The 25,554-nt window shown below is 62.9% G+C and carries 22 protein-coding genes; 15 read left to right on the top strand and 7 right to left on the bottom strand.

Features of this window, described 5'->3' with window-relative positions; translation table 11 throughout:
* Positions 1 to 24: 24 nt before the first annotated feature.
* From CAP37_RS15015 to CAP37_RS15005, 3 genes are read left to right on the top strand one after another with little or no spacing between them, the layout of a single operon-like run.
* Positions 25 to 990, top strand: coding sequence for a tripartite tricarboxylate transporter substrate binding protein (locus CAP37_RS15015; protein WP_086125055.1), 966 nt, complete (start codon positions 25 to 27; stop codon positions 988 to 990).
* Between the two features lie 8 nt (positions 991 to 998).
* Entirely contained in the window at positions 999 to 2,330 is a 1,332-nt protein-coding gene (locus tag CAP37_RS15010; RefSeq protein WP_256927018.1) for a sulfatase, read from the top strand.
* Between the two features lie 30 nt (positions 2,331 to 2,360).
* Entirely contained in the window at positions 2,361 to 4,025 is a 1,665-nt protein-coding gene (locus CAP37_RS15005; protein ID WP_086125053.1) for a SulP family inorganic anion transporter, read from the top strand.
* A gap of 14 nt (positions 4,026 to 4,039) precedes the next feature.
* On the opposite strand, the gene CAP37_RS15000 is transcribed toward CAP37_RS15005, so the two are convergent.
* Positions 4,040 to 4,639, bottom strand: a complete 600-nt coding sequence (locus tag CAP37_RS15000) for a DsrE family protein (protein WP_256927017.1) — start codon at positions 4,637 to 4,639, stop codon at positions 4,040 to 4,042.
* Between the two features lie 38 nt (positions 4,640 to 4,677).
* Between CAP37_RS15000 and CAP37_RS14995 the strand changes: the two genes are divergently transcribed.
* Positions 4,678 to 5,151 carry an acyl-CoA thioesterase gene (locus CAP37_RS14995; protein ID WP_086125052.1) on the top strand — a complete coding sequence of 158 codons (474 nt, stop codon included), beginning with the start codon at positions 4,678 to 4,680 and terminating at the stop codon, positions 5,149 to 5,151.
* Positions 5,152 to 5,168: 17 nt separating this feature from the next.
* Positions 5,169 to 5,603, top strand: a complete 435-nt coding sequence (locus CAP37_RS14990; protein ID WP_086125051.1) for a hypothetical protein — start codon at positions 5,169 to 5,171, stop codon at positions 5,601 to 5,603.
* A gap of 1 nt (position 5,604) precedes the next feature.
* Here CAP37_RS14990 and CAP37_RS14985 read toward each other — a convergent pair whose 3' ends face one another.
* A complete protein-coding gene (locus CAP37_RS14985) occupies positions 5,605 to 6,810 on the bottom strand; it encodes a Bcr/CflA family efflux MFS transporter (RefSeq protein WP_086125050.1) in 1,206 nt (401 codons plus the stop codon).
* Between the two features lie 140 nt (positions 6,811 to 6,950).
* Between CAP37_RS14985 and CAP37_RS14980 the strand changes: the two genes are divergently transcribed.
* The gene (locus CAP37_RS14980; protein WP_086125049.1) at positions 6,951 to 7,943 is read left to right on the top strand and encodes a LysR family transcriptional regulator; all 993 of its coding nucleotides are present in this window, start codon (positions 6,951 to 6,953) and stop codon (positions 7,941 to 7,943) included.
* A 178-nt stretch (positions 7,944 to 8,121) separates the two neighbouring features.
* Entirely contained in the window at positions 8,122 to 9,948 is a 1,827-nt protein-coding gene (locus CAP37_RS14975; protein WP_179190244.1) for an ATP-binding protein, read from the top strand.
* Here the strand turns inward: CAP37_RS14975 and hutC are convergent.
* Complete coding sequence (gene hutC / locus CAP37_RS14970) at positions 9,927 to 10,631, bottom strand: histidine utilization repressor (RefSeq protein ID WP_256927016.1); 705 nt, start codon at positions 10,629 to 10,631, stop codon at positions 9,927 to 9,929. The two genes, CAP37_RS14975 and hutC, sit on opposite strands and share 22 nt — an antisense overlap.
* Before the next feature lie 143 nt (positions 10,632 to 10,774).
* Here hutC and hutU point away from each other — a divergent pair, with 143 nt between their 5' ends.
* Genes hutU through hutG form a run of 4 tightly spaced genes read left to right on the top strand, consistent with a single transcriptional unit; the run spans position 10,775 to position 16,206 of the window.
* Complete coding sequence (hutU, locus tag CAP37_RS14965) at positions 10,775 to 12,472, top strand: urocanate hydratase (protein ID WP_086125046.1); 1,698 nt, start codon at positions 10,775 to 10,777, stop codon at positions 12,470 to 12,472.
* A gap of 16 nt (positions 12,473 to 12,488) precedes the next feature.
* Positions 12,489 to 14,033 carry a histidine ammonia-lyase gene (gene hutH, locus CAP37_RS14960; protein ID WP_086125045.1) on the top strand — a complete coding sequence of 515 codons (1,545 nt, stop codon included), beginning with the start codon at positions 12,489 to 12,491 and terminating at the stop codon, positions 14,031 to 14,033.
* The gene (gene hutI, locus CAP37_RS14955) at positions 14,030 to 15,241 is read left to right on the top strand and encodes an imidazolonepropionase (RefSeq protein WP_086125044.1); all 1,212 of its coding nucleotides are present in this window, start codon (positions 14,030 to 14,032) and stop codon (positions 15,239 to 15,241) included. Before hutH ends, hutI begins: the two co-directional genes overlap by 4 nt.
* Positions 15,238 to 16,206 (top strand): formimidoylglutamase, encoded by a 969-nt coding sequence (hutG, locus tag CAP37_RS14950; RefSeq protein ID WP_086125043.1) that lies wholly within the window; start codon positions 15,238 to 15,240, stop codon positions 16,204 to 16,206. The genes hutI and hutG overlap by 4 nt, the downstream gene beginning before the upstream one ends.
* 99 nt (positions 16,207 to 16,305) lie before the next feature.
* On the opposite strand, the gene CAP37_RS14945 is transcribed toward hutG, so the two are convergent.
* From CAP37_RS14945 to vapB, 3 genes are all read right to left on the bottom strand, one after another.
* Positions 16,306 to 17,148, bottom strand: a complete 843-nt coding sequence (locus tag CAP37_RS14945) for a type II secretion system protein (RefSeq protein WP_256927015.1) — start codon at positions 17,146 to 17,148, stop codon at positions 16,306 to 16,308.
* Positions 17,149 to 17,686: 538 nt separating this feature from the next.
* Entirely contained in the window at positions 17,687 to 18,097 is a 411-nt protein-coding gene (locus CAP37_RS14935; protein ID WP_086125041.1) for a type II toxin-antitoxin system VapC family toxin, read from the bottom strand.
* Positions 18,097 to 18,330 (bottom strand): type II toxin-antitoxin system VapB family antitoxin, encoded by a 234-nt coding sequence (gene vapB / locus CAP37_RS14930; protein ID WP_086125040.1) that lies wholly within the window; start codon positions 18,328 to 18,330, stop codon positions 18,097 to 18,099. The genes CAP37_RS14935 and vapB overlap by 1 nt, the downstream gene beginning before the upstream one ends.
* Before the next feature lie 586 nt (positions 18,331 to 18,916).
* Between vapB and CAP37_RS14925 the strand changes: the two genes are divergently transcribed.
* From CAP37_RS14925 to CAP37_RS14910, 4 genes are read left to right on the top strand one after another with little or no spacing between them, the layout of a single operon-like run.
* Positions 18,917 to 20,926, top strand: a complete 2,010-nt coding sequence (locus tag CAP37_RS14925) for a hypothetical protein (RefSeq protein ID WP_179190243.1) — start codon at positions 18,917 to 18,919, stop codon at positions 20,924 to 20,926.
* Positions 20,923 to 23,721: a site-specific integrase gene (locus tag CAP37_RS14920; RefSeq protein ID WP_143435950.1), complete on the top strand. Its 2,799-nt coding sequence runs from the start codon at positions 20,923 to 20,925 to the stop codon at positions 23,719 to 23,721. The genes CAP37_RS14925 and CAP37_RS14920 overlap by 4 nt, the downstream gene beginning before the upstream one ends.
* Positions 23,718 to 24,503, top strand: a complete 786-nt coding sequence (locus CAP37_RS14915; protein ID WP_086125037.1) for a hypothetical protein — start codon at positions 23,718 to 23,720, stop codon at positions 24,501 to 24,503. The genes CAP37_RS14920 and CAP37_RS14915 overlap by 4 nt, the downstream gene beginning before the upstream one ends.
* 43 nt (positions 24,504 to 24,546) lie before the next feature.
* Entirely contained in the window at positions 24,547 to 25,014 is a 468-nt protein-coding gene (locus CAP37_RS14910) for a helix-turn-helix domain-containing protein (RefSeq protein ID WP_086125036.1), read from the top strand.
* A 50-nt stretch (positions 25,015 to 25,064) separates the two neighbouring features.
* Here the strand turns inward: CAP37_RS14910 and CAP37_RS14905 are convergent, their stop codons facing one another.
* Positions 25,065 to 25,535 carry a helix-turn-helix domain-containing protein gene (locus CAP37_RS14905; RefSeq protein WP_086125035.1) on the bottom strand — a complete coding sequence of 157 codons (471 nt, stop codon included), beginning with the start codon at positions 25,533 to 25,535 and terminating at the stop codon, positions 25,065 to 25,067.
* Positions 25,536 to 25,554: the final 19 nt, after the last annotated feature.

Raw genomic sequence — 25,554 nt, 5'->3', positions numbered from 1 at the left:
TTTTCCTTTCTATCGAACTATTCCATGAAGATTTCCGCTCTCCGCCTCGCCGTTGCCCTGCTCGCCGCCACCGTGGTGCCCTTCGCCGCCGCGCAGGACGCGTACCCGTCCAAGCCGGTGCGCTTCGTCAACAACTTCCCGGCCGGTGGCCCGTCTGATCTGCTGGCGCGCTCGGTGGCCGCCGTGCTGCAGGACACCCTGAAGCAGCCATTCGTGGTGGAAAACAAGGCCGGCGCCAGCGGCAACATTGGCGCAGCCGACGTGGCCAAGAGCGCGCCCGATGGCTACACGGTGCTGTTCGGCATCGACACCACGTTCACCGTGAATCCGCACCTGTACCCGGCCATGCCATTCAAGCGGACCGACTTCAAGCCGGTGGTGGTGATGGCGTCTTCGGGACTGCTGGTGGGCGTGAACCCGGGCACCGGCATCAAGAACCTGGCGGGCATGGTGGAGGCCGCCAAAGGCAAAGGGCTCAACTTCAGCTCAGCCGGCAGCGGCAGTCCGGGGCATCTCGCGGTGGAAGTGATCAAGGAATCGACGCAGGCGAAGATCACGCACGTGCCCTACCGGGGCAACACGCCTGCCGTCACCGCGGTGCTTTCAGGTGAAGTGGATGGCGGCGTGCTCGCCACGCCGGGCATGCTGCCCCACGTGCAGACCGGCAAGATCACCGCGCTGGCCGTGACCAGCCGCCAGCGCTCGCGCCTGGCGCCCGATTTGCCGACGGTGGCCGAAGCCGGACTGAAAAGTCTCGAGCAGGAGGTGCTCTACCTCGTGATGGTGCCGGCCGCCACGCCCGACGCGGTGGTGCAGACGCTGCAGAAGGGCATCGTGGACGCGCTCAAGCGGCCCGACCTGCAGACCCGCATGGCCACGCTCGACCTGTTCTACGAGGGCCTCACCGGAGCCGCCGCCACCCAGCGCATGGACGCGCTCTACAACCGCTACGGACCGATCGTGAAGGCCACAGGCATGAAGGTGGAATGAGCGCGATCATGTCCGACCAGCGCCCCAACATCATCTACATCGTCTGCGACGACCTGGGCTACGCCGACCTCGGCTGCTACGGCGGGCGCGAGGCGAACTTCGGTGCGGTGTCGCCGAACATCGATCGCCTGGCCGCCGGTGGCATGAAGTTCACGCAGGGCTATTCGAACTCGCCGGTGTGCTCGCCCACACGTTTCGCGCTCATTACCATGCGCTACCAGTACCGGCTGCGCGGCGCCATGGAAGAACCCATCAACAGCCGCAGCAAGGGCAGCACCACGCTGGGCCTGCCGCCCGAGGTGCCCACGCTGCCTTCGCTGCTGAAGAAGGCGGGTTACCACACCGCGCTCATCGGCAAGTGGCACCTGGGCTACCCGCCCTCGTTCGGGCCACGCCGCTCGGGTTACGACGAGTTTTTCGGCATCATGGCCGGCGGGGTCGACTACTTCACGCACTGCTCCTCCAGCGGCGAACACGACCTCTACATCGACGAGAACGAACACCACGAGGTGGGCTACCTCACCGACGTGCTGTCGCATCGCGCGGTGGACCATGTGCACCAGCGCGCGGCCGACGCGAAGGCCGGCAAGCCCTTTCTGCTCAGCCTGCACTACACCGCGCCGCACTGGCCGTGGGAGACGCGCGACGATGCTCACGTGGCACCCGACGTGGCGAAGAATCTGTTCCATCTGCACGGCGGCGACATCCACACCTACCGCCGCATGATTCACCACATGGACGAAGGCATCGGCAAGCTCATGGCGGCGCTGCGAATTCATGGGCTGGAAGAGAACACGCTGATCGTGTTCACCAGCGACAACGGCGGGGAGCGCTTCTCCGACAGCTGGCCGCTGGTGGGCGGCAAGATGGACCTGACCGAAGGCGGCATTCGTGTGCCGTGGATCGCCCACTGGCCCGCCGCCATTCAGCCCGGCACGGTGAGCACCCAGCACTGCATGACGATGGACTGGTCGGCCACGCTGCTGGACGCCGGCGGCGGCCAGGCCGACCCGGACTGGCCGCTGGACGGCGTGAGTCTGCTCGAGGTGCTGCGCGACCCGGCGCAGCGCTTCGAGCGGCCACTCTACTGGCGCATGAACCACCGCGGCCAACGCGCGCTGCGCGAGGGCGACTGGAAATACCTGCAGGTGGACGGCCACGAGTACCTGTTCAACATTGCGAAGGACGAGCGCGAACGCGCCAACCTGGCCGGCCGCGAGCCCGAGCGGCTGGAACGCATGCGCGCGCAATGGCTGGCGTGGAACGAGAGCGTGCCGCCGATTCCCGCCGATGCCACCGTGAGCCTCGGCTACGGCGCCAAGGACATGCCCCAGCGCTGAGCACGCAGCGCCTGCCGGTACGATCAAGGCATGTCGCGCCTGCAACGCCTGTTCCCGTTCCTCTCCTGGCCTCGCCCCGACGCGACCCTGTTGCGAGGCGAGGCCATGGCCGGCCTCACGGTCGGCCTGATGGTGATTCCGCAGGGCGTGGCCTACGCCGCGCTGGCCGGCATGCCGCTCATCACGGGCATCTATGCCTCGCTGCTGCCGGCACTCATCGCGGTGCTTTTCAGCGCTTCACCGCGCCTCTCGGTGGGGCCCACGGCGCTCACCTGCCTGCTGGTGAGCGCGTCGCTCAGCGGGCTGGCCGCGCCGGGCAGTGCGCAGTGGATTGCGCTCGCGGTGTGGCTGGCCCTGCTCAGTGGCCTGCTACAGATCGTGCTGGGGTTCGCGCGCTTCGGCTGGCTGCTCAATCTGGTGAATTCGCCCGTGCTCATGGCGTTCACGCAAGCGGCCGCTGTGCTCATCATCGCCTCGCAGTTGCCGGCGCTGCTGGGCTTCTCGGAATGGGACACGCTGTTCACGCAGCCCCAGGTGCACTGGCCGGCTCTGGCGTTCGGTGTGGCGAGCCTGGCCCTGCTGATTCTGGCGCGCCGCTTGCGCCCGGGGTTTCCCACCGTGCTCACCGTGGTGGTCGGGAGTGCGGCCATCAGCTACGCGGTGGGTTTCGAGGCGCGGGGCGGCGCGGTCATCGGCACCCTGCCACAGGGTCTGCCCATGCCCTACCTGCCGAGCTGGCCGGGGTGGGCCACGCTGGGCCAGCTGGTGGTGCCCACGCTTGTGATCACGTTGGTGAGCTTTCTGGAGACGGCCTCCAGCGCCAAGGTGGACAACAGCCAGCGCGGCCAGCGCTGGGACCAGGACCAGGACCTGATCGGCCAGGGGCTGGCCAAGCTGGCCTCGGGCTTCAGTGGCGCGTTTCCCACCAGCTCGTCGTTCTCGCGCTCGGCGCTCAATCTTTACGCCGGTGCAAAGACCGGCTGGGCCACGGTGTTCTCGGTGGGGGTGGTGCTTCTCGCGCTGCTGCTGCTCACGCCGCTGCTGCACCACGTGCCGCTGGCGGTGCTCGCGGCCATCGTGCTGGTGGCGGTGATGGGGCTGATCAAGCCGCGTTCGTTCACGCTCCTCTGGAAGCTCTCGCGCGTGGAGGCGGTGATTGCCGCCATCACCTTCGGCGTGACGGTGCTCGCCGCGCCGCGCCTGTACTGGGGCGTGATCGCGGGCGTGCTCATGGCGCTCTCGCACTTCCTGTATTTGCGGTTGCACCCACGCATCATTGAAGTGGGCCTGCACGCCGACGGCAGCCTGCGCGACCGCCACCTGTGGAAGCTGCCGCCACTGGCGCCACATCTCTACGCGCTGCGCATGGACGCCGCGCTCGATTTCGCCACCGCCGCCGGCTTCGAGCGCGCGGTGGCCGAACACGTGGCCACGCACCCCGACACGCGCCACGTGATGTTGATCGCCCACCCGATCAACTGGATCGACGCCACTGGCGCCGAAGCCTTCGGCCGGCTGCGCCAGCAACTCGACGATCAGCGCATCGAGCTGCACCTGGTGGGCATCAAGCTGCCGGTGGAAAACGTGCTGAAGCTGGCCGGGCACCTGGACGAAAGCCCCCGGCTGCATCTGTACCGCACCGAGGCCGAGGCACTGCGCGCCACCGACGCGCTGGCCCAGGCTGAACCAGCCTGAACCAGCGGCCAGGCTTACTGCAGCTCGATGGTCTGCTTGACCAGTTCTTCGCGCGTGAGGCGCGGGAACATCTCGGCGTACATGTAGCTGTAGCCTTCGTTCTGCCACTTGGCGAGATCGATCACGGCTGCGGGCACCACGGTGATGACGTCGTAGAACTCATCGGGCTTGTAGCCGCGCGAACGGGCCGCGTTGCTGCACACACGGATGGTGACGCCCGCGTCCTTCAGCGCCTTCAGCTCTTCGTACATGTCGGGATACGCCGCGCGGTTGAGGCGGGAGAACGCATGCAGCTCGTTGCCGTGCGCCACGATCACGATGTGCGACTTGGCCGGGTCGCCGTATTCCTTGATCGCACGCAGGTGGTTCTTGACGTACCCGAACGCAGCCTTGCCTTCAAGCGGCTTGGCGAAGTTGAAGTCGTACAGCGCTTTCTGGGGCGCGTACTTGGTGCCATCGAAGGGCGACGGATCCTGCGGGCCAGCCAGAGCAGCGGTGCTGATGAGCGCGACGGCGGCGAGGGAAAGTAGACGGAGTTTGATGGCGTTCTCCTGAAAGAGAGGGTGGAAGGGAGCCCGTAATTTAGCAAGAACAATGCCGATATTCGCAACCACGAATTCTTAACCTCGCAGGTCTCGACACAATAGCGGCCATGGAACTGCCCACCCACCAGCTCAGCATGACGGTGCTGATGACGCCCGACACCGCCAACTTCTCCGGCAATGTGCACGGCGGCACCATCTTGAAGCTGCTCGATCAGGTGGCCTACGCCTGCGCCAGCCGCTACGCCGCCGCGTACGTCGTCACGCTCAGCGTAGACCAGGTGATGTTCCGCCAGCCCATCCACGTGGGCGAGCTCGTGACCTTCCTGGCCTCGGTCAACCACACCGGTACGTCGTCGATGGAGGTGGGCATCAAGGTGATTGCGGAGAACATCCGCACGCAGGCCAAGCGCCACGTGAACAGCTGCTTCTTCACCATGGTCGCGGTGGATGCGCAGGGCAAGCCCACGCCCGTGCCCAAGCGGCAGCCGACCACGCCCGATGAGCAGCGCCGCCACTCGGCGGCCGAGTTGCGGCGAGCCATGCGGCAGGAAATGGAACAACGCCACGCCGCCATCCGCTGAATCTGAAAGAGACTTCGATGACGTTGACCCGCCGATCCGCCTTGTTGACCTTGAGCAGCTCGTTCCTTCTCGCTGCCTGCGCCAAAGACGATCCGCAGGTTTCGCTGGAAGCGGCGGTGCAGCAATTGCAGGATCGCATCGAAGCAAAAAAAACCAGCGCGGTGATGGACATGCTGCACTCGCGCTTTCGCGCCCAGGCCGAGCTCGACCGCGAATGGGCTCAGAAAACCATGACGCTGCTGTTCCTGCGGTACCCGAACGTGAAGGTGGTGGCGGTCACACGCCGCAGCCAGGTGGATCCCGCCACGCCCCTGTCGGGGCAGACCGAGGCGCAGGTGCTGCTCTCGGGCGCGCAGGGCTTGATTCCCGAACGCGTCGCGCCTTACGCCATCACATTGCGCTGGCGCCGAGAAGGCGACGACTGGAAGCTGCTCGACTTGGAATGGCAGTGAGCTAAGGCCTCGCCGACCGGCTGTGCAGCGCGATCTGGGCCGCTGCCGCGCACAGTGCAAAGCCCAGCATGATCCAGCCCAGGTTGACCGCACCGTGGTGCGGCACCAGCCCCACCGCATAACCGCTGAAAGCGCCGAGCACCTGCTGCGCCAGACCGGCCACAGCGGCGGCCGAGCCCGCCAGCGCGGGCAGCAGACCCACGGTGCCCACCAGCGCGGCCGGCACCAGCAGGCCGTGGCCCAATCCCAGCAGGATGAGCGGCAACGAAAACGCCAGCGGTGTATCCACCCCGGCGATGCCCAGCACGAGCATGAGCGAGAGCCCGCTCACGGTGGCCGCCTGGCCGAGCCGCATCATGGTGCGGTCGCCCGCGCGGTGCGCCATGTGGGTGATGAGGTAGTTGCCCACGATGTAGGAGAGCGGCACGCACATGATGTAGTAGCCGATGCGGTCCGGGCCAACGCCGTAGCTGCCCAGCACGATCGGCGCGCCCGCCAGGAAGGCATAGAACGTGGCGGTGGTCATGGCCAGGATGGTCACGTACAGCAGAAAGGCAGGCTCGCGCGCCAGCCGCGCATAAGAAGAGAACATGACGCGCAGCCAGTGCGGTTGCACGGTGGTGGCGGGCGTATGGTCGGGCAGGCCGCGCCACGCCGCCACCAGCAGCAGCAGAGCGAACACGGTCATGAGCACGAAGTTGGCCTGCCAGCCCAGCTGCACGTGAAGCTGCCCGCCGATGATGGTGGCCAGCGGCGGGCACAAGCCCATGGCCATGCCGATGTACGCCATGACACGCGTGCGCTCGGGTCCGTGGAAAAGGTCCTGCACCATGGCCCGGCCCACCACCATGCCCGCCGCGCTGCCCGCACCCTGCAGCACACGGGCCGCGGTGAGCTGGGTGAGGTCGGTGGCCAGCGCGCCAAGCGCCGAGCCCAGGCCCGCCAGCGCCAGCCCGAACAACAGAATCTTCTTGCGCCCCAACCGGTCCGACAACGGGCCATAGAGCAGCTGAAACCCGCCGTAGGCCGCCACGTAGCCACTGAAGGTGAGCTGCACCGCGGCCTGACTGGAGCCAAACTGGGCGCCCCACTCCTGCATGGAAGGAATGCAGATCGTCATGGCCACCAGGCCGAAGGCCAGCTGGGCAAGCAGATTGGCGATGAGGGGCCCGTGGGAGGCCTGGGGAAGGGATGTGGAGGTCGTCATGGGTAGACGGCGATTCTGGCAGACGCGTGTGGGCCGACCGGCCACGGCGCATGACCCGAAAGCATTGCCTCGGGGACTCCAGTGTGCAGCTCATGAACCGGCGGCCGCACGCGAAGGGGCCTCGATAAGCTGGCCAGCCCATGCAGACCGACTGGTTGATTGACTTCAGGACGCTGGCCGAAACGCGCAATTTCAGCCGCGCGGCGCGGCTGCGCCACATCACCCAGCCGGCGTTCTCGCGGCGCATACGCTCGCTGGAAGACTGGGCCGAGGCCACGCTGGTGGACCGCAGCTGCCACCCGACCCAGCTCACGCCGGCAGGGGATCTGCTGCTCGCCCGGGTGCCCGGGCTGATTGCATCCATCCAGCGCACGCACGCCATGTTGCGAAGCCACACGCCCTCCAGCCACGACACCCTTGCCTTCGCGGCATCGCCCTGGCTCGCCAGCGGCTTCTTTCCTGGCTGGATCACCGACCTGTCCGACACGCTGAACCCCACCAGTACCCGCATGACCGTGCTCGAACCTCGGGCAGGGCTGCAGCACCTGGTGGACGGCCACTGCGACCTGCTCCTGGTGCATGCCTGCGACGACCTGCCCCTGGCCCGCGAAGCAGCCGCCTGCGAATTTCTCTCACTCGGCCATGAACGGCTTCTGCCGTGCTCACGTCCGCAGGCCAGCGGAGCGCCGCTCCATTCCCTGCCCGGGCATTCCCGCCAGCCCCAGGCCTACCTGGCCCATGCGACCGACACAGAACTGGCGCGCACCGTGGAGTCTGCACTGCGGCGGCAATCACACACCACGCACCTGCACCGGGTGTTTGAATGCGACTCGCTCGACACGCTGAAGGCCATGGCACTGGCCGGCGCGGGTATCGCATTCCTTCCAGAAAGCCACATCCACCGCGAGCTGGAACAAGGCCTGCTGGTGCCGGCGGGTGATGCGCTCGATGTCGTGCTCGAAGTCCGCCTGCTGCGCCGGCGCCCTGCCCCGGAGTCGATTCAGGGTACGCCGTCGGCGCGGCTATGGAGCCGCCTGCTTGCCAGGCTGGGTGCTTCGGTCAGCCCTGTCTCCGCCGACCGTGCAGCGGCGGGCCAGCAACGCACCCACCCGGAATTGGCCGAACTCACCTGAGGCGCCGACCTCCACACGGGACGATGGAGGATGGACCTATTGCACGGTCGATGCCTCCGTGAGGTGTTACCCCACTAGGCCCGGAGAAGAATCGGCACTACATTGCCACGCAAGGGTGATAGTTTTCAGAGTGACCTCACGGAAAAGTGAGGCAGCCTCTGGTGGCACGAGAAGGCAAATGCCTATCAGCGCTCGCAATGCATCGTCCAGCCCTGCTGACGAAGCCGAAGAACCCGCCGCTGTTGTCGACAGAGGGACAGCGTTTGAACTGGAACTGGAGTACCTGGATATTGATCAGGCCATGAGCCTCTCCAGAGGGGTTATCGCTCCTCACTTCTTCATTCTGGTTGCGTTTCTCGGTTTGATGCTGCCGTATTCACCGTTGTGGGGCTGTGTGCTGTGGGCGGGTGGCTTTGCCCTTTTCCTCGCCGCACGCGTGCTGATGAACGCGCAGTACGCCCGGCTCAGCGTGGCCGAGCGAAAGGCCGATGCGCACCATTGGCGACGCGCCGCGGTCGCCAATGCCTTCATCTATGGGAGTCTGGTGGGCATCGCCGCGCTGATGGCCTTTCCCGAATCCCCGCTGGAGCTCCGGTTGCTCTGGACCTTGATCCTGGCCATGGTGGTCGCTGCGGCGCCGCGGCTGGTCACCATGCACCAGGTCGTTGCACTGGCGACCCCGACCCTGCTTCTTCTCTGCGACGCGTGGTTGATGGTCGACGACTCACTGGGCCCTCCGGTGGCGGCCACCCTGGTTGCACTCACGATCCCGTTCGGCCTCTTGACCAGACACTTTCACCTTGACCGGCGCGAAAAATTCAGACTTCAGGTGAGCAACGAACAACTGGTCGAGGAGCTGGCCAGGCGCAACCAGTCGCTGGAGCAAATGGCCCTCTCCAGAACCATGCTGCTCGCCACCGCCAGCCACGATTTGCGCCAGCCCATGCACGCATTGGGTTTGCTCATGGAGGCCATCAAGCAGACCAGGAATCCGCGCAGCCTGCGCAGGTTTCACACGCTTGCGGCAGAGAACGTCGCTGTGCTTTCCGAGATGATGACCAATCTGCTGGACTTCACACGCATGGAAAATGCATCGCTGCCAATCCGGATGCAAGCCACACCCTTGCAGGACCTGATCGAAGAATCCGCCCGGATGTACGCGCCGCTGGCACAACAGAAGGGCCTGCAGCTGCACGCCACCGCTCCCATGGTCTGTGTGCACACCGACCCCTACCTGCTGCGTCGCCTGCTGTTCAACCTGGTGTCCAACGCCATCAAGTACACCGCCAAGGGTGAGATCGACATTGAGGTGGAAAGACTGGACGACGAAGTGGTGCTGCATGTGCGGGACACTGGCGTGGGCATTGCGCCAGAACGACTGGACGAAGTCTTCAACGACTTTGTCACTGCGGACCCCAAAGCCTCGCAATTTGACCAGGGCATCGGTCTCGGGCTGGGCATTGTGCGACGAGGCGTCGAACTCATGGGTCACAAGCTGTCGGTGCGTTCCGAAATCGGGCGAGGCAGCTGCTTTTCTGTTCACCTCGGTCGAGCCGTGGTGGCCTCCCCGGCCATGGCTCAGTGTGCCGAGAACGCCGATCCGCTGCTGGGTGTGGTGGCCGTGGTCGAGAACGACGTCGCAATTCTGAACGGCATGGAGGAAATGCTGCGTGCCTGGGGCTGCAACCCCGTGACCGGCGCGTCGTCCCACAAGGTTCAATCCATGCTGACAACGATGGATTGGGAGCCGAAGTTGATCATTGCGGATTTTCATCTGGGCACGGAGAACGGCTTGAAAGCCATCGAAACGCTGCGCAAGACCTCAGGAGCAGCCCAGGCACCAGCACTTCTCCTCACCGGCGACCTCGCGAACAGCCTGCAGGCGCGCTGTCTGGCTGAAGGAGTTCGGCTCGAATACAAGCCGCTGCGCCCGGTTCGCTTGCGCGAAATCATCCGGGAAATGCTGCACACCTCGGGCAACGCTCAGAAGCTGCCGGTGAACTGATACCGCGAAGCCGGATGCCACAGCGTGGCGACGGCGGCCACCTGCCCTTGCGACTGCGTCTGCCGATGCAGCACGAGGCAGGGTTCCTCGCGCGACATCTGAAGCATCTCGCGCACGTCGGCTGGCGGCAGGCGGGCCTCGATGGAAAACTGCACCCCCTGCAGAGGCGCAACGCGCATCAGGTAGGCATTGGGCGTGAGGCAAGAAAAATCCTGCTGCATGTACTCGGCTGCTACCGTTGGATTCACGTATCGGTCTTCCACCTGAATGGGTTTCTCGTTTTCCAGATGCACCACCACCGAATGGAACAGCAGGTGCTCCGGCGGCAGGCGGAACTGCTGAGCCAGCGCCTCTGTGGCCTTGACCCGCTCCAGGCGCTGCAGATCGCTGCGGTGCGCATGACCGCGTGCGGCGATTTCTTCGGCGATGTTGCGGATGGCCACCAATGTGGACTGGTATTTCTGCTGCGCCACATACGTGCCCGAGCCCTGCACACGCTCCACCGTCTGTTCGTCGCTGAGTTCGCGGATGGCCCGGTTCACGGTCATGCGCGACACACCGAACTCGCGCGCGAGCGCCTCTTCACCTGGAATCAGGTCGCCCTCTTTCCAGTGCCCGCTGTGAATGTGGGCAAGCACGTGCGCCTTGATGCGCTGGTAGGCAGGCTCTTGGGTACGGGACAAAACGGCTCCTTGGGCGGGCGTGCAGGGTTTCCACCAGTGAAAAATGCCCCCCATTGTATTTACGGGGCGATGCACCGGTCTGCATAATGTATAGATAACTTTGTTTGTTATCCATACATTTGTACAGCTTTTTGAATTCCACCATGAACACCCCCACAGACCCCCGCCTGGACCCGACCCGCGTGATCCGCGCCCCCCGAGGCAGCACGCTGTCGTGCAAGAACTGGATCACGGAGGCGGCTTACCGCATGCTGCAGAACAACCTGGACGCCGAAGTGGCCGAGAACCCGCAGCACCTGGTGGTGTACGGTGGCATTGGCCGTGCGGCGCGCGACTGGGCCTGCTTCGATCAGATCCTGGCTTCGCTGCGCGAGCTGGAAGAAGACGAAACCTTGCTGGTTCAGTCCGGCAAGCCGGTGGGCGTGTTCAAGACTCACCCCAATGCGCCGCGCGTGCTGATCGCCAACTCCAACCTGGTGCCCAAGTGGGCCAACTGGGAACACTTCAACGAGCTCGACCGCAAGGGCCTGTTCATGTACGGCCAGATGACCGCCGGCAGCTGGATCTACATCGGCAGCCAGGGCATCGTGCAGGGCACGTTTGAAACCTTCGTGGAGGCTGGGCGCCAGCACCACGGCAACGACTGGGCAGGCCGCTGGATCCTCACCGCCGGCCTGGGCGGCATGGGCGGTGCCCAACCCCTGGCGGCCACGCTGGCCGGCGCTGTGTCGCTCAACATCGAATGCCAGCAGAGCAGCATCGACTTTCGCCTGCGCACCCGTTATGTGGACAAACAGGCGCGAGACATCGACGAGGCGCTCGCGCTGGTGCGGCAGCACACCGACCGCAAAGAAGTGATGTCGATCGCGTTGCTGGGCAACGCCGCCGAAGTCATGCCCGAGCTGGTGCGCCGATGCCAGGCCAGCGGCTTCAAGCCCGGCCTCGTGACCGACCAGACCTCTGCCCACGATCTCATCAACGGTTACCTGCCCGCCGGCTGGACGCTGGAGCAGTGGCGCGCGGCGCAACGCGACCCGGCCCAGCACCCGGCCCTGACCGACGCCGCTGCACACAGCTGCGCGCAGCACGTGCAGGCCATGCTCGATTTCCAGGCCATGGGCGTACCCACGGTCGACTACGGCAACAACATCCGGCAGGTGGCGTTCGACCAGGGGGTGAAGAACGCGTTCGACTTCCCCGGTTTCGTGCCGGCCTATATCCGCCCGATGTTCTGCGAAGGCAAGGGACCGTTTCGCTGGGTGGCGCTTTCGGGCGATCCAGAAGACATCTACAAGTCCGACGCGAAGATCAAGGAGCTGTTTCCCAACAACACGCACACGCACCGCTGGCTGGAAATGGCGCGCGAGCGCATCGCTTTCCAGGGCCTGCCCGCGCGCATCTGCTGGCTCGGCCTGGGCGAGCGCCATGTGGCCGGCCTTGCGTTCAACGAGATGGTGAGGAGCGGTGAGCTCAAGGCGCCGATCGTCATCGGCCGCGACCACCTGGACACCGGCTCGGTGGCCAGCCCGAACCGCGAAACCGAAGCCATGAAAGACGGCACCGACGCAGTGAGCGACTGGCCTTTGCTCAACGCCTTGCTCAACACCGCAGGCGGTGCCAGCTGGGTCAGCCTGCACCACGGCGGTGGCGTGGGCATGGGTTACTCGCAACACTCGGGCATGGTGATCGTGGCCGACGGCACCGACGCCGCCGCCGAGCGGCTGGCGCGCGTGCTGGTGAACGACTGCGGCTCGGGCGTGATGCGCCACGCCGATGCCGGCTACGAACTGGCGGTGGCCACGGCGAAGAAGCACGGTCTGAAACTGCCCATGGTGGCCTGAAGAAAAATCCACAGCGATGAACAAGAATCCACTCACCCTGAACCCTGGCCATATGACCCTGGCCGACCTGCGCCTGCTCTGGACGCACGCGCTCCCGATCGCACTGCCCGCGAGCGCCCGAGCCGGCATCGACGCGTCGGCGTCCACCATCCAGCGCATCGTGGATCAAGGCGATGCGGCCTACGGCATCAACACCGGCTTTGGCAAACTCGCTCGCACGCGCATCCCCGACGACCAGCTCGAGCTGCTGCAACGCAACCTGATCCTGTCGCACTCGGTGGGCACGGGCGAGCCCATGTCGGATGCCACGGTGCGCCTGGTCATGGCGATGAAGGCGACCAGCCTGGCGCGTGGTTACTCGGGCGTGCGCCCGGTCGTCATCGACACGCTGCTGGCGGTGTTCAACGCCGGTATCGTGCCCCTCATTCCCGTCAAGGGTTCGGTGGGTGCGTCTGGCGACCTGGCACCGCTTTCGCACATGACGCTCACCCTCATGGGCGAAGGCGATGCGCGCGTGAATGGCGAGGTGATGCCTGCGGCACAGGCCTTGCGACAAGCCGGCATCGCACCGCTCACGCTGGCCGCCAAGGAAGGCCTGGCGCTTATCAACGGCACGCAGGTGTCCACCGCGCTTGCCTTGCACGGTCTCTTCATGGCCGAGCGGCTGCTGGAGGCCGGCACCGTCACCGGTGCGCTGTGCGTGGACGCCGCCAAGGGCAGCGACGCGCCGTTTGATCCGCGCATCCACGCGGTGCGCGGCCAGCCGGGCCAGATCGCGCTGGCCGCCGTGATGCGCCGCTTGCTGCACGGCAGCGCCATCCGGCTCTCGCACCTCGAAAACGACGAACGCGTGCAGGACCCCTACAGCCTGCGCTGCCAGCCCCAGGTGATGGGCGCGTGCCGCGACCTCATCGTGCAGGCCGCGCGCACGCTGCTGATCGAAGCCAACGCCGTCACCGACAACCCGCTGGTGTTCACCGACACCGGTGAAGTGCTTTCGGGTGGCAACTTCCACGCGGAGCCGGTGGCGTTTGCCGCTGACACGCTGGCCCTGGCCATTGCCGAGATCGGTGCGCTGGCCGAACGCCGCATCGCGCTGCTGATCGACGCCAGCCTGTCTGGCCTGCCGCCGTTCCTGGTCGACAACCCGGGGCTGAACTCGGGCTTCATGATCGCGCACGTGACCGCCGCCGCGCTCGCGTCCGAAAACAAGTCGCACGCGCACCCGGCCAGCGTGGACAGCCTGCCCACCTCGGCCAACCAGGAGGACCACGTGAGCATGGCCACTTTCGCGGGCCGCCGGCTCGGCGAAATGGCGCAGAACACCGCCACCATCCTCGGCATCGAATGGCTGGCCGCCGCGCAGGGCGTCGATTTCCACCGCCCGCTCGCCACCTCGCCCACGCTGGCACGCGCCCACGGCACGCTGCGCGAGCAAGTGCCCTTCTACGCATGCGATCGCCTCTTCGCACCCGACATCGAGGCCGCGCGGCGGCTGGTGATGCAGGGCGCGGCCAGCGCCGGTTGTGCCGACCTGTTCGACGCCGTGTGGACCGCATGAAAAACCTGGTGCTCTGGCGCAGCGCCCGCATGGCCACCCTGGCAAACAACAGCTGGGGCCTGATCGAAAACGGCGCCCTGCTCACGCAGGGCGAGCAAATCGAATGGGTGGGGCCAGCGAGCGAGATGTCAGTGGAGTTCCGCCAGCGCGTGGGCACCGAGCACGACCTCGGCCAGACCTTGATCACGCCGGGGCTGGTGGACTGCCACACCCACCTGGTCTACGCGGGCAACCGCGCGAATGAATTCGAACTGCGCCTGAACGGCTCGAGCTACGAAGCCATTGCGCAGGCGGGCGGCGGCATCCGCTCCACCGTGGCGGCCACCCGCGCCGCGAGCGAAGAAGCTTTGTTCGCGCTGGCTGGGCAACGGGCCCGGCGGCTGATGGCCGAGGGTGTGACCACGCTGGAAATCAAATCGGGCTACGGCCTGTCGCTCGAAGCCGAGGCGCGGTGCCTGCGCGTGGCCCGCCGCCTGGGGCGCGAGCTGCCCCTGAGCGTGCGCACCACCTTTCTGGGCGCCCACTCGGTGCCGCCTGAATTCGAGGGCCGCGCGGACGACTACATCGACGCGGTGTGCGCCTGGATGCCTGACCTGCACGCCCAAGGGTTGGTCGATGCGGTGGATGCCTTTTGCGACAACGTCGGTTTCTCACCGGCCAACACGCGCCGCGTGTTCGACGCCGCCCGCGCGCTCGGACTGCCGATCAAGCTGCACGCCGAACAACTCTCCAACCAGCACGGCGCCGCCATGGCCGCCTCGCTGGGTGCGCTGTCGTGCGATCACCTCGAACACCTGAGCGAAGCCGACATTCCGCTCCTGCGCCACGGCGGCACGGTGGCCGTGCTCTTGCCCGGTGCCTTCTATTTCCTGCGCGAAACCCAGCTGCCGCCGGTGGCTGCGCTGCGCGCTGCCGGCGTGCCCATGGCCGTGGCCACCGACCACAACCCGGGCACTTCGCCCAGCCTGTCGCTCCTGCTCATGGCGAGCATGGCGTGCACGCTGTTCCGGCTCACACCGCTGGAGGCCGTGCAAGGCATCACGCTGAATGCTGCCCGCGCCCTGGGCCTGCACGATCGGGGGCAACTCGCCCCCGGCCAGCGCGCCGATTTCGTCGCCTGGAACCTTGACCACCCCAACGAACTCGCCTACTGGTTCGGTCATCATGCGGTGATGCGCACCATTCACGGCGCACAGGAGCGCGCATGACCCCGCAACACACCACGTCCGCATTTCAATGGCAGGGGCGCATCGACGCCGAAGACAGCGGGCCCACCCCCCGATGGCACCAACACGTGCGCCCGCTCGCCGTCGATTCGCACGGAGGCGTCACCCTCATCGGCTTCGCGGTGGACGAAGGCGTGCGCCGCAACGCCGCCCGCACCGGCGCCGCAGAAGGTCCCCACGCACTGCGTGCTGCCCTGGCCAACCTGCCGGTGCTGGGCGAACCCGAGCTGCACGACGCGGGTGATGTGCACTGCGAAAACGGCGCGCTCGAAGCGGCGCAAGAAGCGCTGGCCACGCGAGTAGCCAGCGCCCTCGAGCGCCAGAGCCTGCCCCTGGTGCTGGGCGGCGGCCACGAAATGGCCTGGGGCACCTTCCAGGGTGTCGTGCGCGCACTGCCCGCGCACAAGCGCCTGCTCATCGTGAATCTGGACGCGCACTTCGACCTGCGCGAGGCCTCACAGGGCAATTCCGGCACGCCCTTCCGCCAGATGCATGCGTGGTGCACCGCCCACGCAAGGCCCTTCAACTACCGGGTCTTCGGCATCAGCGAGTACGCCAACACACAAGCGCTGTTCGAGCGGGCGCAATCCATGGGCGTTCGCCACTGGCTCGACGACGAGCTGCAGCACCCCGCTGGCCTGGAGGCCGCGCGTCAGGCCCTGGCCACCGACCTGCAAGCCTGCGACGCGGTGTACCTCACGGTGTGTCTGGACGTGCTGCCGGGAGGCCAGGCACCCGGCGTGTCGGCGCCGGCCCCGCTGGGGGTACCGCTGGCTGCGGTGCAAACGCTGGTCGATGAGGTGCTCGCGTCTGGCCGCCTCGTGGCCGCCGACATCGCCGAACTCAACCCATCCTTCGACCGCGATGGCCTGACCGCCCGCGTGGCCGCGCGCCTCGTCGCACGAGTGGCCCGGGGGGTGGCGCGCCACGCCGCAAAAGCCGGATGAATCGCCCTTCAAAAACTTGAGGCCTGAAGTACCGGGAAATCGCATCCGACACCGCTGGCCCAGCAACTCATGGCACCAAGCAGCCATTTGATGCCCTTCCTACTGCCAAGCGTGGCTTACGAAGATGATTTGACGACTGCAGCCGGCAGTCCCTGCGACCATTGCGACATTGGCCTGTCGAAAGCTTCCTCTGTTGGCGGCCCCCTGACCATCAATGGCAGCATCCAGCGACTGCGCCAAGTCGGGGGTCAAGCCGGAGATCACCATGACATTGCCGGCTCCTGACAATGTTCCGGGCGCATTCCACTGGAAGCACACCTGGAGTTCCTGGGGAATGCCATTCGTGTCCAGATAGACATAGCGATCCTCCATATTCAACCCCCGCCCACTGGGCAATTCGATGCCCACTGTGAGAAAGACATTGCGCATGGTTGAATTTTGAGCAGGCGCGCCGGCGGCCAGCCCTGGGGAAGCATTGGCTCCACAAAGTGCGCCTGGACCCACGAAAGCGGAGAGATCCCCCCCCGGCGGATTTAGGATGGCAGCCCCGTTCACCATCAACCGGGGCGCGCCAACATCGTCCCCAGGCGGCACCCCCGTCCGTTGCACATAGGAGTTGTAGGCCACCGCCCACTGGTTTACAAACGTCTGGCGAATGCGCAGGTACTCCGCGTTGCGCTGCGCATCCCGCCCGATCATGACGGCGCCGAGAATCACGCCGATGATGACCAGCACCACCGCCATTTCCACCAGCGTGAAGCCGGCCTGCCGGGCGGCGAAAGGGCTTGAGGCACTGCGTCTTTGTTGCGCGAATCTGCGTGTTGCTGACCGGTCCATGGCGTCTCCTGGCATGAGGTTGAAGGAAAGAAGTGCCTGCTGTTTTTCAGCATTCTTTCCTTCGGCCTGGAGCACGTAGAACGACTTGACGAATTGCATCGCCATGAGAACCGACCACCGCTTTTACAGCCTGAACTTCGGCCAGGCCGACGACAGACAGCCCGCTTTTCGGGCTACTTTTCAGATCACGGAGGGCGGTATTCGCCGATGGTGGCCGCGCGAAGGGGCCAGGGGCGATGAGGTGTTGGTGCGGCTGGCGGGGATCGAACCCACGATGGCTTCGGAGGCCAGAGATGACGTTCCACATCTGCATGCAGCATCAGCCAGCACAAGCTAGCAAGTGGCGGCATTTGTCCATAAGTCATTGATGTACAAAGAGTTCTCTGAAGTGGCCTGTGACTATTCATCACATTCACTTTGCGACCATTGCCGCCGAAAGTCACAGCCAACCGCAAGTCGATGGCGAAAAGTGCCTCGTGGGTCAATCAATGCCCAAGTGACCATAGCCCCACCCTGAAGCTTGTTTGAAGCGCAGGCCAGCACGATCTCATCGTCTTTGAGGGTTACGAACATCCCACGGTGCTGGTTGAGTTTGGAGTTGGAGTTGGCTTTTTGGAACGCCGCTCGATCGATCCTCCCCAGATCACCCCACCGACCCCACCCAGTTCTCAATCTCAAGCGCTGGCACCCTTTTGAACTCTGACACGTTATTGGTGACCAGCACCAATCCCTCACTTCGGGCGTGCGCAGCGATGTGGATATCGTTCACACCAATCGGCTGCCCCAGCTTCTCCAGGCCAGCGCGGATAGCTCCGTAATGCTGGGCGGCTTTGCTGGTGTAAGGCAACACCTCGAGGCGGCTACAAAAATCCTCAACGACGGAAAGGTTCTCACTGATTCGCGTGCTTTTCTCAGCGCCGTGAATGAGTTCGGCCAGTGTGATCGACGAGATCCCCATGCGACTGGCGTTGGCGTTGAAGACAGATAGAACTTCCGGGGGGCGTCGTTTGAGGACGTAGATAACGATGTTGGTGTCCAGCAGGTAACGCAGCATCAGAGGCTTTCCCGTTCCGCCTGTTGCTGAGATGCTCGCTCGGACATGAAGTCTTCGCTGACAGTCGGGCCATCCAAGAAGAAGCTGTCCCACGTTTGGCCGACCGGCGCGATGATCCTCTCGTTGCCCTTGGCGCGCACCTCGACCTTGCGCACCCCGTCGGGCAGGCGCACATCAATTGGCAAACGAACCGCCTGGGTGCGGTTGTTGATGAAGACGGTACCTATGGACATGGTGGCTCCTTCAAGCGCAATGTATATGGCGATTGTATATAGCAAGCTGGGTGATGGGGGAATCGTGCGAAATCCACGCTTGGAAAGCGACCACGGCAACCTTTTTGACACAACGATCCGGACTCCTTCCCGTGAGGCTCACATCAGCTGAAGCAAACAGTTTCGTTTTTAGGCTCAGAAGCGGACTGGTCGCCAACGCTTGCGCGGCTCCCCAAGTTCGCAGAACATAGCCCCCATACCGCACTTCATTTGGAGTGCGTTCTGACCCAGTGTCAGACTTGACCCAACGATTTGTGCACCTCAGCCCCCAGGCTGCAGCCTCAAATCCACCTGATCTATACGACCAGGAAAACTTCAGTGGCCACTCGTGCCGAATCCCCGCGAATGCGGGCGTTTCGAGCTTGAGCACACCCGCCGCTGCACAGCGCCCACCACCGGCTGCGCTGATCTGATCGCGACCGATCTCGGCGCGCATCGACTTCGAGTGCCTTTGCCGCGCTCACAAACATTCCCGCATTCGTGGCGTCCTTCTGGCCGCTGTTGGCGCTTGAACGGGCAAGCGCTAAACCAACCACCGGGCAATGACATGCCAACAGTCGCGTTCCACCCCAGATTTGCAATGATTACAAGTCCCCTCTCCGAACAAGCTGCGGAGAGCATTGCCACGACTTTTCAGCTCCTGGGCATTCAGCCCTCTCAGGTCGACCTCACCCGGGTGATGAAGGCAGTGCAAGTGTGTCTGAGCGCTGCCATGGGCGACAGTGCCCGATTGAAAAGCCACTTTTCAGTCCACCGAGAGCGCATCGATGCAGCGCTTGCCGAGTACGACCGCACAGCACCCATTGATGCGAGGCTCACACACACTGGGTCGGACACCCTGAAATTTTTTCTACGAGCAACGGAAGCACGGGATCAACGCGTTACCACCGTAGCGGGCAACTTCATCATGTGCACGTTGTTGCGGCAAGAGCCGATGCACAAGGGGAAGTTGTCCAAGCTGCTCGTCTTGCAACGCGCGCTTGAGAAGCAGCCAGCTTTGTCTCCGGAACAAAACGACCAACTGGACAAGTTGTTCAAGGACAGCACTTCTCAGTTGCTCGCCCTGCTTGACTTGAAAGAGAGATCAAAAAGCGACGATTCGTTCCTGACAGGCGCGCGGATGTGCAGCCACCTGCGCGGGACCATCTACAGCGATCATCCTGCGCAGCAGCAAGCCGCGGACGGCAGAATGTTTTTGGTTGCAGATCTGCTTTCACAGCGGATCGCAGAACATCTGGCATTGGTCGAAGACGGCCAATGGGAAAGTCTCACGACTCTGATCGCCATGGCCACAGGTTTGCCTTGGAACATCGCCCAGGACATGCCCTTGGCCCACGGTGCACACCAGTCTGATGGGATGTTCTGGTTGGATGTTGGGCAGGGGGTTCTTTTCGTGGATCTGAAACCCGTGTTGAGGGACCTGGGACAGGCTGTTCCTGGCGCGCATCCGAACAGGACCTTACTTCGACTCTGCCTTCCCCTGAAACTCTCGGGACTATTGCGGCAAGCCATTCACGATTGTCCGCAGGCAGCCAAGCTGGGAGATCTGCACACCGCGGGTCAACGCTCTGAAGCACGTGATTTCAACCAGAGATCGGACCGTGCCACGTTGATTCGGTCGATGGGTGCCCACGCTGCGCGAAAGTCGGAACAACGCGCGGTCGCCGCGTACGCCTTTCTGTCCTTTGAACTCATGGACGCTTCAGACCTGCACTACATCGCACTGCCCGAGTCTTTGATCTGGCACCTGCGGTCCGACGTTTTCGAAGACCTCGGCCTTGGTCCCAGTGAACGGATGGATGAATCTGGCGAGTACGTGGGATCGAAACGTTGCCCCACTACGGAGAGTGTGTGCGCCATCTTTGATGAGCGGCGCACGCTCGTGGACACACATCGAGTTCAGCGACGCTCCTCACTTCAGGCGCTCATCACCTTTCACAACATGTATGCAAGCTACGTCGCCTTGTTTCTCCAGTTCGTATCTGGTGCGAGGCGAACAAGTCGGATCACTTTCCTTGCCAGCTCGTGGTTCTCGAAATCCATCTTTGGCTATATCGATGACAAGGATGTCGGAATAGCTGGTGGCAGAACGCCCGTGCACATCAGCCCAATGACCCACTTTCAGCTGCAGCTCTGGGAGGCACATCTGCAGAGTTTGTCGTTGCGGCTTGAAACGTTGCTGGGAACGCGGGCAAAAGCGGCCGTTGCGCGCATCCACTCCATTCTGGACAAGCGCGAAGTGAACGCCCTCTTCTTCCTCTCCGGCGAAGGTGTGCCAGAAGAAATCACTGCTGATGCCATTTTTTGCGATCGTGCGCAGCCGATCAATCGCGATTTCGGTCGTCACTTTTTTGCGTCCGAGCTTTGCATCGCGGGCGAGACCCTCGCGGACGTTCAAGGCTTTTTGCGGCACCAGGGAAACCACATCAATTCGCAGTGCTCCTTGGGTCATGAGACGCATCAAGGTCGAATGGACCGCCTTTGCCAAGCCTGCGACAAGATCACAACTCGCACCGGCGTCTTTGCCGTCAAGGGTCTCTCGAAAGGATCCAAATGAGCAAGCAGCCTCCAGGCGATTCAATAACGTTGCGCGGCTCGGTGAAAGACGCTGCGCGCGGCCATCTCAGCAGGAGATCGACCTCCGTCTTCACGCTGAGTACGCAGTCTTCCCTTGAGGCACACCGGTTTGATGAATTCTTGAGAAGCCTGGGGCCCAGGTTGGCAGCGATGGAGCCGTCTCTGCGAGTGGCGCTGTGTGGTTTGGCCTACGAAGGCATCTGTTCTCGGCATCAATATGACGGGCTATTGAACGTGATCTTGGCCGCCGAACCTGCGCCCGGGGGCAAAAGAGTCGTACTACCTGACCACGACAAACGGCCCGGGAGAAACCAGATCCGGTTGCTGTCAGCTCGCACGCTGCGGTCCTTGCACTGTCTCAATGCGCCCTTCGAGCCCACGAAGGTCACGAAGCGGGTCTCAGACTGGTTGTCCGCTCACTACCCTGCATCAAGCGATTTCGTCGATGACTCCATACTGGAGAAGGTTCTGCAGGATGCCAGCGCCTGGCTCTACACGTGCTTGCCCAGTGCTGGTTACAGCCACATTCGAGAGGAACTCCCCATACAGGCGCTTCCCACCGGCGTGATCAACCGGCTGAACCCACTACACACGTCCACCGATACCCGCCTTGGCGCCGACACCGAGATCGACGCCGAAGGTGATGGGACATTCACGCTCATTGCGGAGCATGCACTGGACCAGATGCTGGCGCCTTCTGAGAAAACATCAGCAGGCATGCCCACGAGGACGATTGCATCGCTGAAAGGTGTTGCCACCGTGCGCCGAGAGGGTCAGACAATACGGGTGGCCGACCACATCGCGCGGGCCCACGCGCGTCAGCGCTTGGTGGGCATTGTTGACGTCATACGAGACGAGGGGCATGTCGCCGCGGTTCTGGTGGGATGGGTCATGCACCTTTTCACGGCGGGGAGCTTGCAGCGCGCCAACCCGGCGATTTCAACCATCTCGGCCTACATCAACGCTCTGATCGATCCCTTGGCCAAAACCCTTGTGGCATTGGACAGGCCGTTGGTGGCGCTCGACTCAAGGGATTGGTACCGGTTCTTCAACAAGCTCGCGGCGCACTCAGGCTCCCAGGTCTTCGGACCTGCACTGGCGACTTTCCACCTCTGGGTAGTTGAGACCTATGGCTGCGATCCGATGCCCGGCATCATTTTCAACAAGGTGGAAGAGATCCAGGTTCACGCCAACGTGATCTGGCCCCATGAACGTGAGGCACTGCTCATCAAAGCGGGGACAGCATCGCTGGACCACCGAGTGAACCAGCAAGTTCAGGTGATGGCAGCACTTGGAAGCGGGGGAACCTTCCGCATCGGCGACTTGATGCCGATGCGTATCTCACAGATCGTTCCGCTTTCATCAGGCCTGCAGGTGACCTGTAACCCGGGACCTAAGTGGCACAAGGGCAAAGGCAAAGGAGCGCGAAGATCCGTCCACATCCCTGCTGGCTGGGAGTGCGAACTCATCAAGTCCTGGCTCACAGTGAGACGCAAGGAGTCCTTTGATGACCAAGAACTGCTATTTGGCGATCCCAATCAACCGGATCGTCTCTACCGGTTCGCACATTGCAACTTGCTCGTCAATCGCCTGCTCAAGCAAGTTACAGGTGACGATTCTGTGTCGTTCCACACTTTGCGGCACACACGCGCCAGCGATAGCGGTATTGCCATGTGCAATGAACAGAAATCGTGCGCGATCTCACCTCTCGATGTGTCTCAAAACGCCATGGGACACCGCACACGAAGGACACAGTGGGCCACCTATTTCCACTTCCCAGAGTACGCGATTCGGCATGCAATCGATGCCGCCCATGCCGTGCACCTGATGGAAGAGAGGGAAGCGGAATTCTGGACCGATGGCTCAACGGGAGCACTGCGGAAGGCAAAATCCCGCGCCACCATAGTGTTGGGTGAAGAGGCCGGCGCTCGCTACTACTTCAACACGGTACAGCAGCTTGCAATCGGCTCTACAAGTTGGCGCCATGAACCTGGACACGCCGTCAAGCTGACGCCATCGATGGAGGTTCAGACGCTCGCCGTCAACGTTGACTTCACCTTGAAATGGGTAATCCAGGCGCTGAAAAACATCGTGCTGACCGATGAGCTCGATGTCGTCTGCAGTCGGATGTCGTGTTTGCCGCAACACATCGAGCAGCTCGGTCGCGCTGTTGCTGCTGTTGCCGAGTCGCTCGATCCACTGACCGCTAGCTTGATCAAGACATCGCTCTCGCCGGGTGCCGACGCCAATGCGAGTGCGACATGGATACGAGCGGTTGTGGCAAGACACGCACTGCAGTTGGATCTCGGCAAGTCACCACGGGTGATCAACCTGGTGAAGCAAGCTTCTTCAAGTGCAATGGACGCCATGACTGCCGATGCCGCTGCGGCATGGCAACGATGCAAACGTGCGGGGAGCATTTCTCTGGAGAAACTCCATCTTGCGGCTCCCATCGTCAAGTTTTTGTTGGCAACCCAAATTCCCGCTTCGTGCTTTATCGCAAGACTCCAAAAGTGTGGCACTGACCAAGCGATATGGCAAGGTGAGCTCGATCGATTCACGTCTGAATGGATCAACGTCATGGGATTCGAATGTCCCGTCGAATGGGTAAAAAAACGCTATGGGCGTCCCGAGAAATACTTGGTTCTGAAGACACGCCCTCACGGCGGCCGCGAGGCGGCATCTCCTGCATCCACCCCCATGGGCGGGCTTCACGGGTTCTTCTTTTGTTTGGCAGTCACTCACCAGCTCAAAGACATAAAGGCTATGCAATGATCGAAAAGAAAGCGTTCTCTGTGTGTTCACTTGATGTGGATGGGCACCAAGAGCTGGGCAGTTTTGTAAAACGCCTCTTGGCATTAGAAAGCAGCGTACAGCGGGTGCTCGATACCTTGGGGCTCCAGTCAGACGTGGAGATTCGTCCGGAATGCGATGCTTCGAGAAACAAGTTTGGGCTGTCTATCTGGTTGAAAGAAGCCAAGCAGCGCAACTTCCTCAAACAGATGGATCCGACACTCCCGTCGAACTACGTGGATGCCGAAGTCAAGTTGGTTCTTGAACGTTTTCAGGATTTGTTGACACAAGTCAATCGACAATTCAGCGGTGTAGCCGCTTCAAACTTTGTCGCTGAGGATGTGGGTAACCGGACCCTGAGCGTGGGCGAGCTCATGAGAGTTTGCAAGAAGCTTGCGGCCAACGACAACAAAGCAAAAATTCAAGGCGCTTGCGGCACTGCATGGTCTGCCGACCTTCGGTCCCTCAGCCCTCGCCTCGCCAGCAATGAGATTCAGGAGTTGGTTGCCTTGCCCGTCAAAGTGGGCAATGATCGCGCGGATTTTCGTCTCGCTCACCCCAAGGGTATGAGTTTGCTGCTGCGCGATTCCGAAGTTGAGGGGACTTGGATACCACTGGTAGATCCAGATTTTTACGATCGTTTGTGTGCGGCGATGCAGAAGAATCAATGGCTTAAGATCACTTGCAACGTAGCACTTCACCCTTCTGGCTATTTGAAACAGCTGGTGATTGTTGGTCTGCAACAGTATGACGTCTTTGCATAAGGGACGCGGGCGTGAGATTGATCCGTTCGCATACCATTGCACAATGACTACATTCGCAAACTCCTTCAAACGTGAGATTGCACGTGTGGCTCGGAAAGAGCTGCGCGACGAAATCGCAGCCATTCGCAAGAATTCTGCGGTTCAACGCGCGGACATTTCCGTATTGAAGAAGCAGCTCAGCGCCCTGCAGTCACAGGTCAAGAAGTTGTCGAAGGTGCAGGGCACGCAACCCTTGAAGACACTGACTTCGAAGGCGCTCCCTGTCAGTACAGAACAAAAAGGAAGACCTGGCCGCAAGGCGGTCTTCACGGCCGAGCGCCTCAAAACCAACCGCGCTCGCCTGGGGTTCACGCAAGACCAAATGGCCAGATTGCTGGAGGTCTCTGCACTGTCGATCTGGAAGTGGGAATCCGGCGGTGCAGCGCCGCGGGCTTCACGGGTCCCTCAGATTCTCCAGCGGCTTTCCTTGGGCAAACGTGAGGCATTGGCTCTCATCACCGAGGTCGAATGACGATGGGCTTTGTCTAACCCGAGATCTTTAAGTTTCATATGCAGCCGAGCTCAATGCCCTTGTGCCGCTGCAAGTTCAACGATGCGCTGTCGCGTCACGCCCTGCTCTAAGGCGATACGTGGTGCCAGTCCTCCTAGCGCCACGTGCGGGGTTTCCAGAAACGACAGCATCTGCCATCCGTCTGTGGTGGCCAAGGCCTCGGACACCGTCTGAAGCACTGGGAACACGTATGGCTCAAACTGCCATTTCGGGATCTTGATGCTGCTGCGCAAATGCTTCACTCCAATGCATCGGCCGCTCTTGATCCAAGCATTGATCGTCACGCGGCTTATGCCGCTCAGCAAAACCGCTTCGCCGGTTGTGATCATGTCCGAGGCATTGATTCGGTGGAGCCTGTATTCGGCACCACGGTGCAACAGTGCACTGGTCTGCGCCTCACTGGCGTAGGGGTCTGCCTTGCTTGAGCAGCGTGGTTTGACCGAGTCAAAGGCGACAGGAAAAGGGGAAGTCAATGTGGCCATGGCGTTTGCGTGTTTAGCA

This window comes from Hydrogenophaga sp. IBVHS1 (assembly GCF_002127265.1).
Lineage (GTDB): Bacteria > Pseudomonadota > Gammaproteobacteria > Burkholderiales > Burkholderiaceae_C > Hydrogenophaga.
The sequence above is the reverse complement of the archived record's forward strand: the minus strand, read 5'-3'. Positions and strand labels throughout refer to the sequence as shown.

What these genes read in the sequence shown, in the direction of transcription:
- CAP37_RS15015 (WP_086125055.1), top strand. Translation starts at nt 25, where the DNA reads ATGAAGATTTCCGCTCTCCGCCTCGCCGTTGCCCTGCTCGCCGCCACC.
- CAP37_RS15010 (WP_256927018.1), top strand. Translation starts at nt 999, where the DNA reads ATGTCCGACCAGCGCCCCAACATCATCTACATCGTCTGCGACGACCTG.
- CAP37_RS15005 (WP_086125053.1), top strand. Translation starts at nt 2,361, where the DNA reads ATGTCGCGCCTGCAACGCCTGTTCCCGTTCCTCTCCTGGCCTCGCCCC.
- CAP37_RS14995 (WP_086125052.1), top strand. Translation starts at nt 4,678, where the DNA reads ATGGAACTGCCCACCCACCAGCTCAGCATGACGGTGCTGATGACGCCC.
- CAP37_RS14990 (WP_086125051.1), top strand. Translation starts at nt 5,169, where the DNA reads ATGACGTTGACCCGCCGATCCGCCTTGTTGACCTTGAGCAGCTCGTTC.
- CAP37_RS14985 (WP_086125050.1), bottom strand. Translation starts at nt 6,810, where the DNA reads ATGACGACCTCCACATCCCTTCCCCAGGCCTCCCACGGGCCCCTCATC.
- CAP37_RS14980 (WP_086125049.1), top strand. Translation starts at nt 6,951, where the DNA reads ATGCAGACCGACTGGTTGATTGACTTCAGGACGCTGGCCGAAACGCGC.
- CAP37_RS14975 (WP_179190244.1), top strand. Translation starts at nt 8,122, where the DNA reads ATGCCTATCAGCGCTCGCAATGCATCGTCCAGCCCTGCTGACGAAGCC.
- hutU (WP_086125046.1), top strand. Translation starts at nt 10,775, where the DNA reads ATGAACACCCCCACAGACCCCCGCCTGGACCCGACCCGCGTGATCCGC.
- hutH (WP_086125045.1), top strand. Translation starts at nt 12,489, where the DNA reads ATGAACAAGAATCCACTCACCCTGAACCCTGGCCATATGACCCTGGCC.
- hutI (WP_086125044.1), top strand. Translation starts at nt 14,030, where the DNA reads ATGAAAAACCTGGTGCTCTGGCGCAGCGCCCGCATGGCCACCCTGGCA.
- hutG (WP_086125043.1), top strand. Translation starts at nt 15,238, where the DNA reads ATGACCCCGCAACACACCACGTCCGCATTTCAATGGCAGGGGCGCATC.
- CAP37_RS14945 (WP_256927015.1), bottom strand. Translation starts at nt 17,148, where the DNA reads ATGGCGATGCAATTCGTCAAGTCGTTCTACGTGCTCCAGGCCGAAGGA.
- CAP37_RS14935 (WP_086125041.1), bottom strand. Translation starts at nt 18,097, where the DNA reads ATGCTGCGTTACCTGCTGGACACCAACATCGTTATCTACGTCCTCAAA.
- vapB (WP_086125040.1), bottom strand. Translation starts at nt 18,330, where the DNA reads ATGTCCATAGGTACCGTCTTCATCAACAACCGCACCCAGGCGGTTCGT.
- CAP37_RS14925 (WP_179190243.1), top strand. Translation starts at nt 18,917, where the DNA reads ATGCCAACAGTCGCGTTCCACCCCAGATTTGCAATGATTACAAGTCCC.
- CAP37_RS14920 (WP_143435950.1), top strand. Translation starts at nt 20,923, where the DNA reads ATGAGCAAGCAGCCTCCAGGCGATTCAATAACGTTGCGCGGCTCGGTG.
- CAP37_RS14915 (WP_086125037.1), top strand. Translation starts at nt 23,718, where the DNA reads ATGATCGAAAAGAAAGCGTTCTCTGTGTGTTCACTTGATGTGGATGGG.
- CAP37_RS14910 (WP_086125036.1), top strand. Translation starts at nt 24,547, where the DNA reads ATGACTACATTCGCAAACTCCTTCAAACGTGAGATTGCACGTGTGGCT.
- CAP37_RS14905 (WP_086125035.1), bottom strand. Translation starts at nt 25,535, where the DNA reads ATGGCCACATTGACTTCCCCTTTTCCTGTCGCCTTTGACTCGGTCAAA.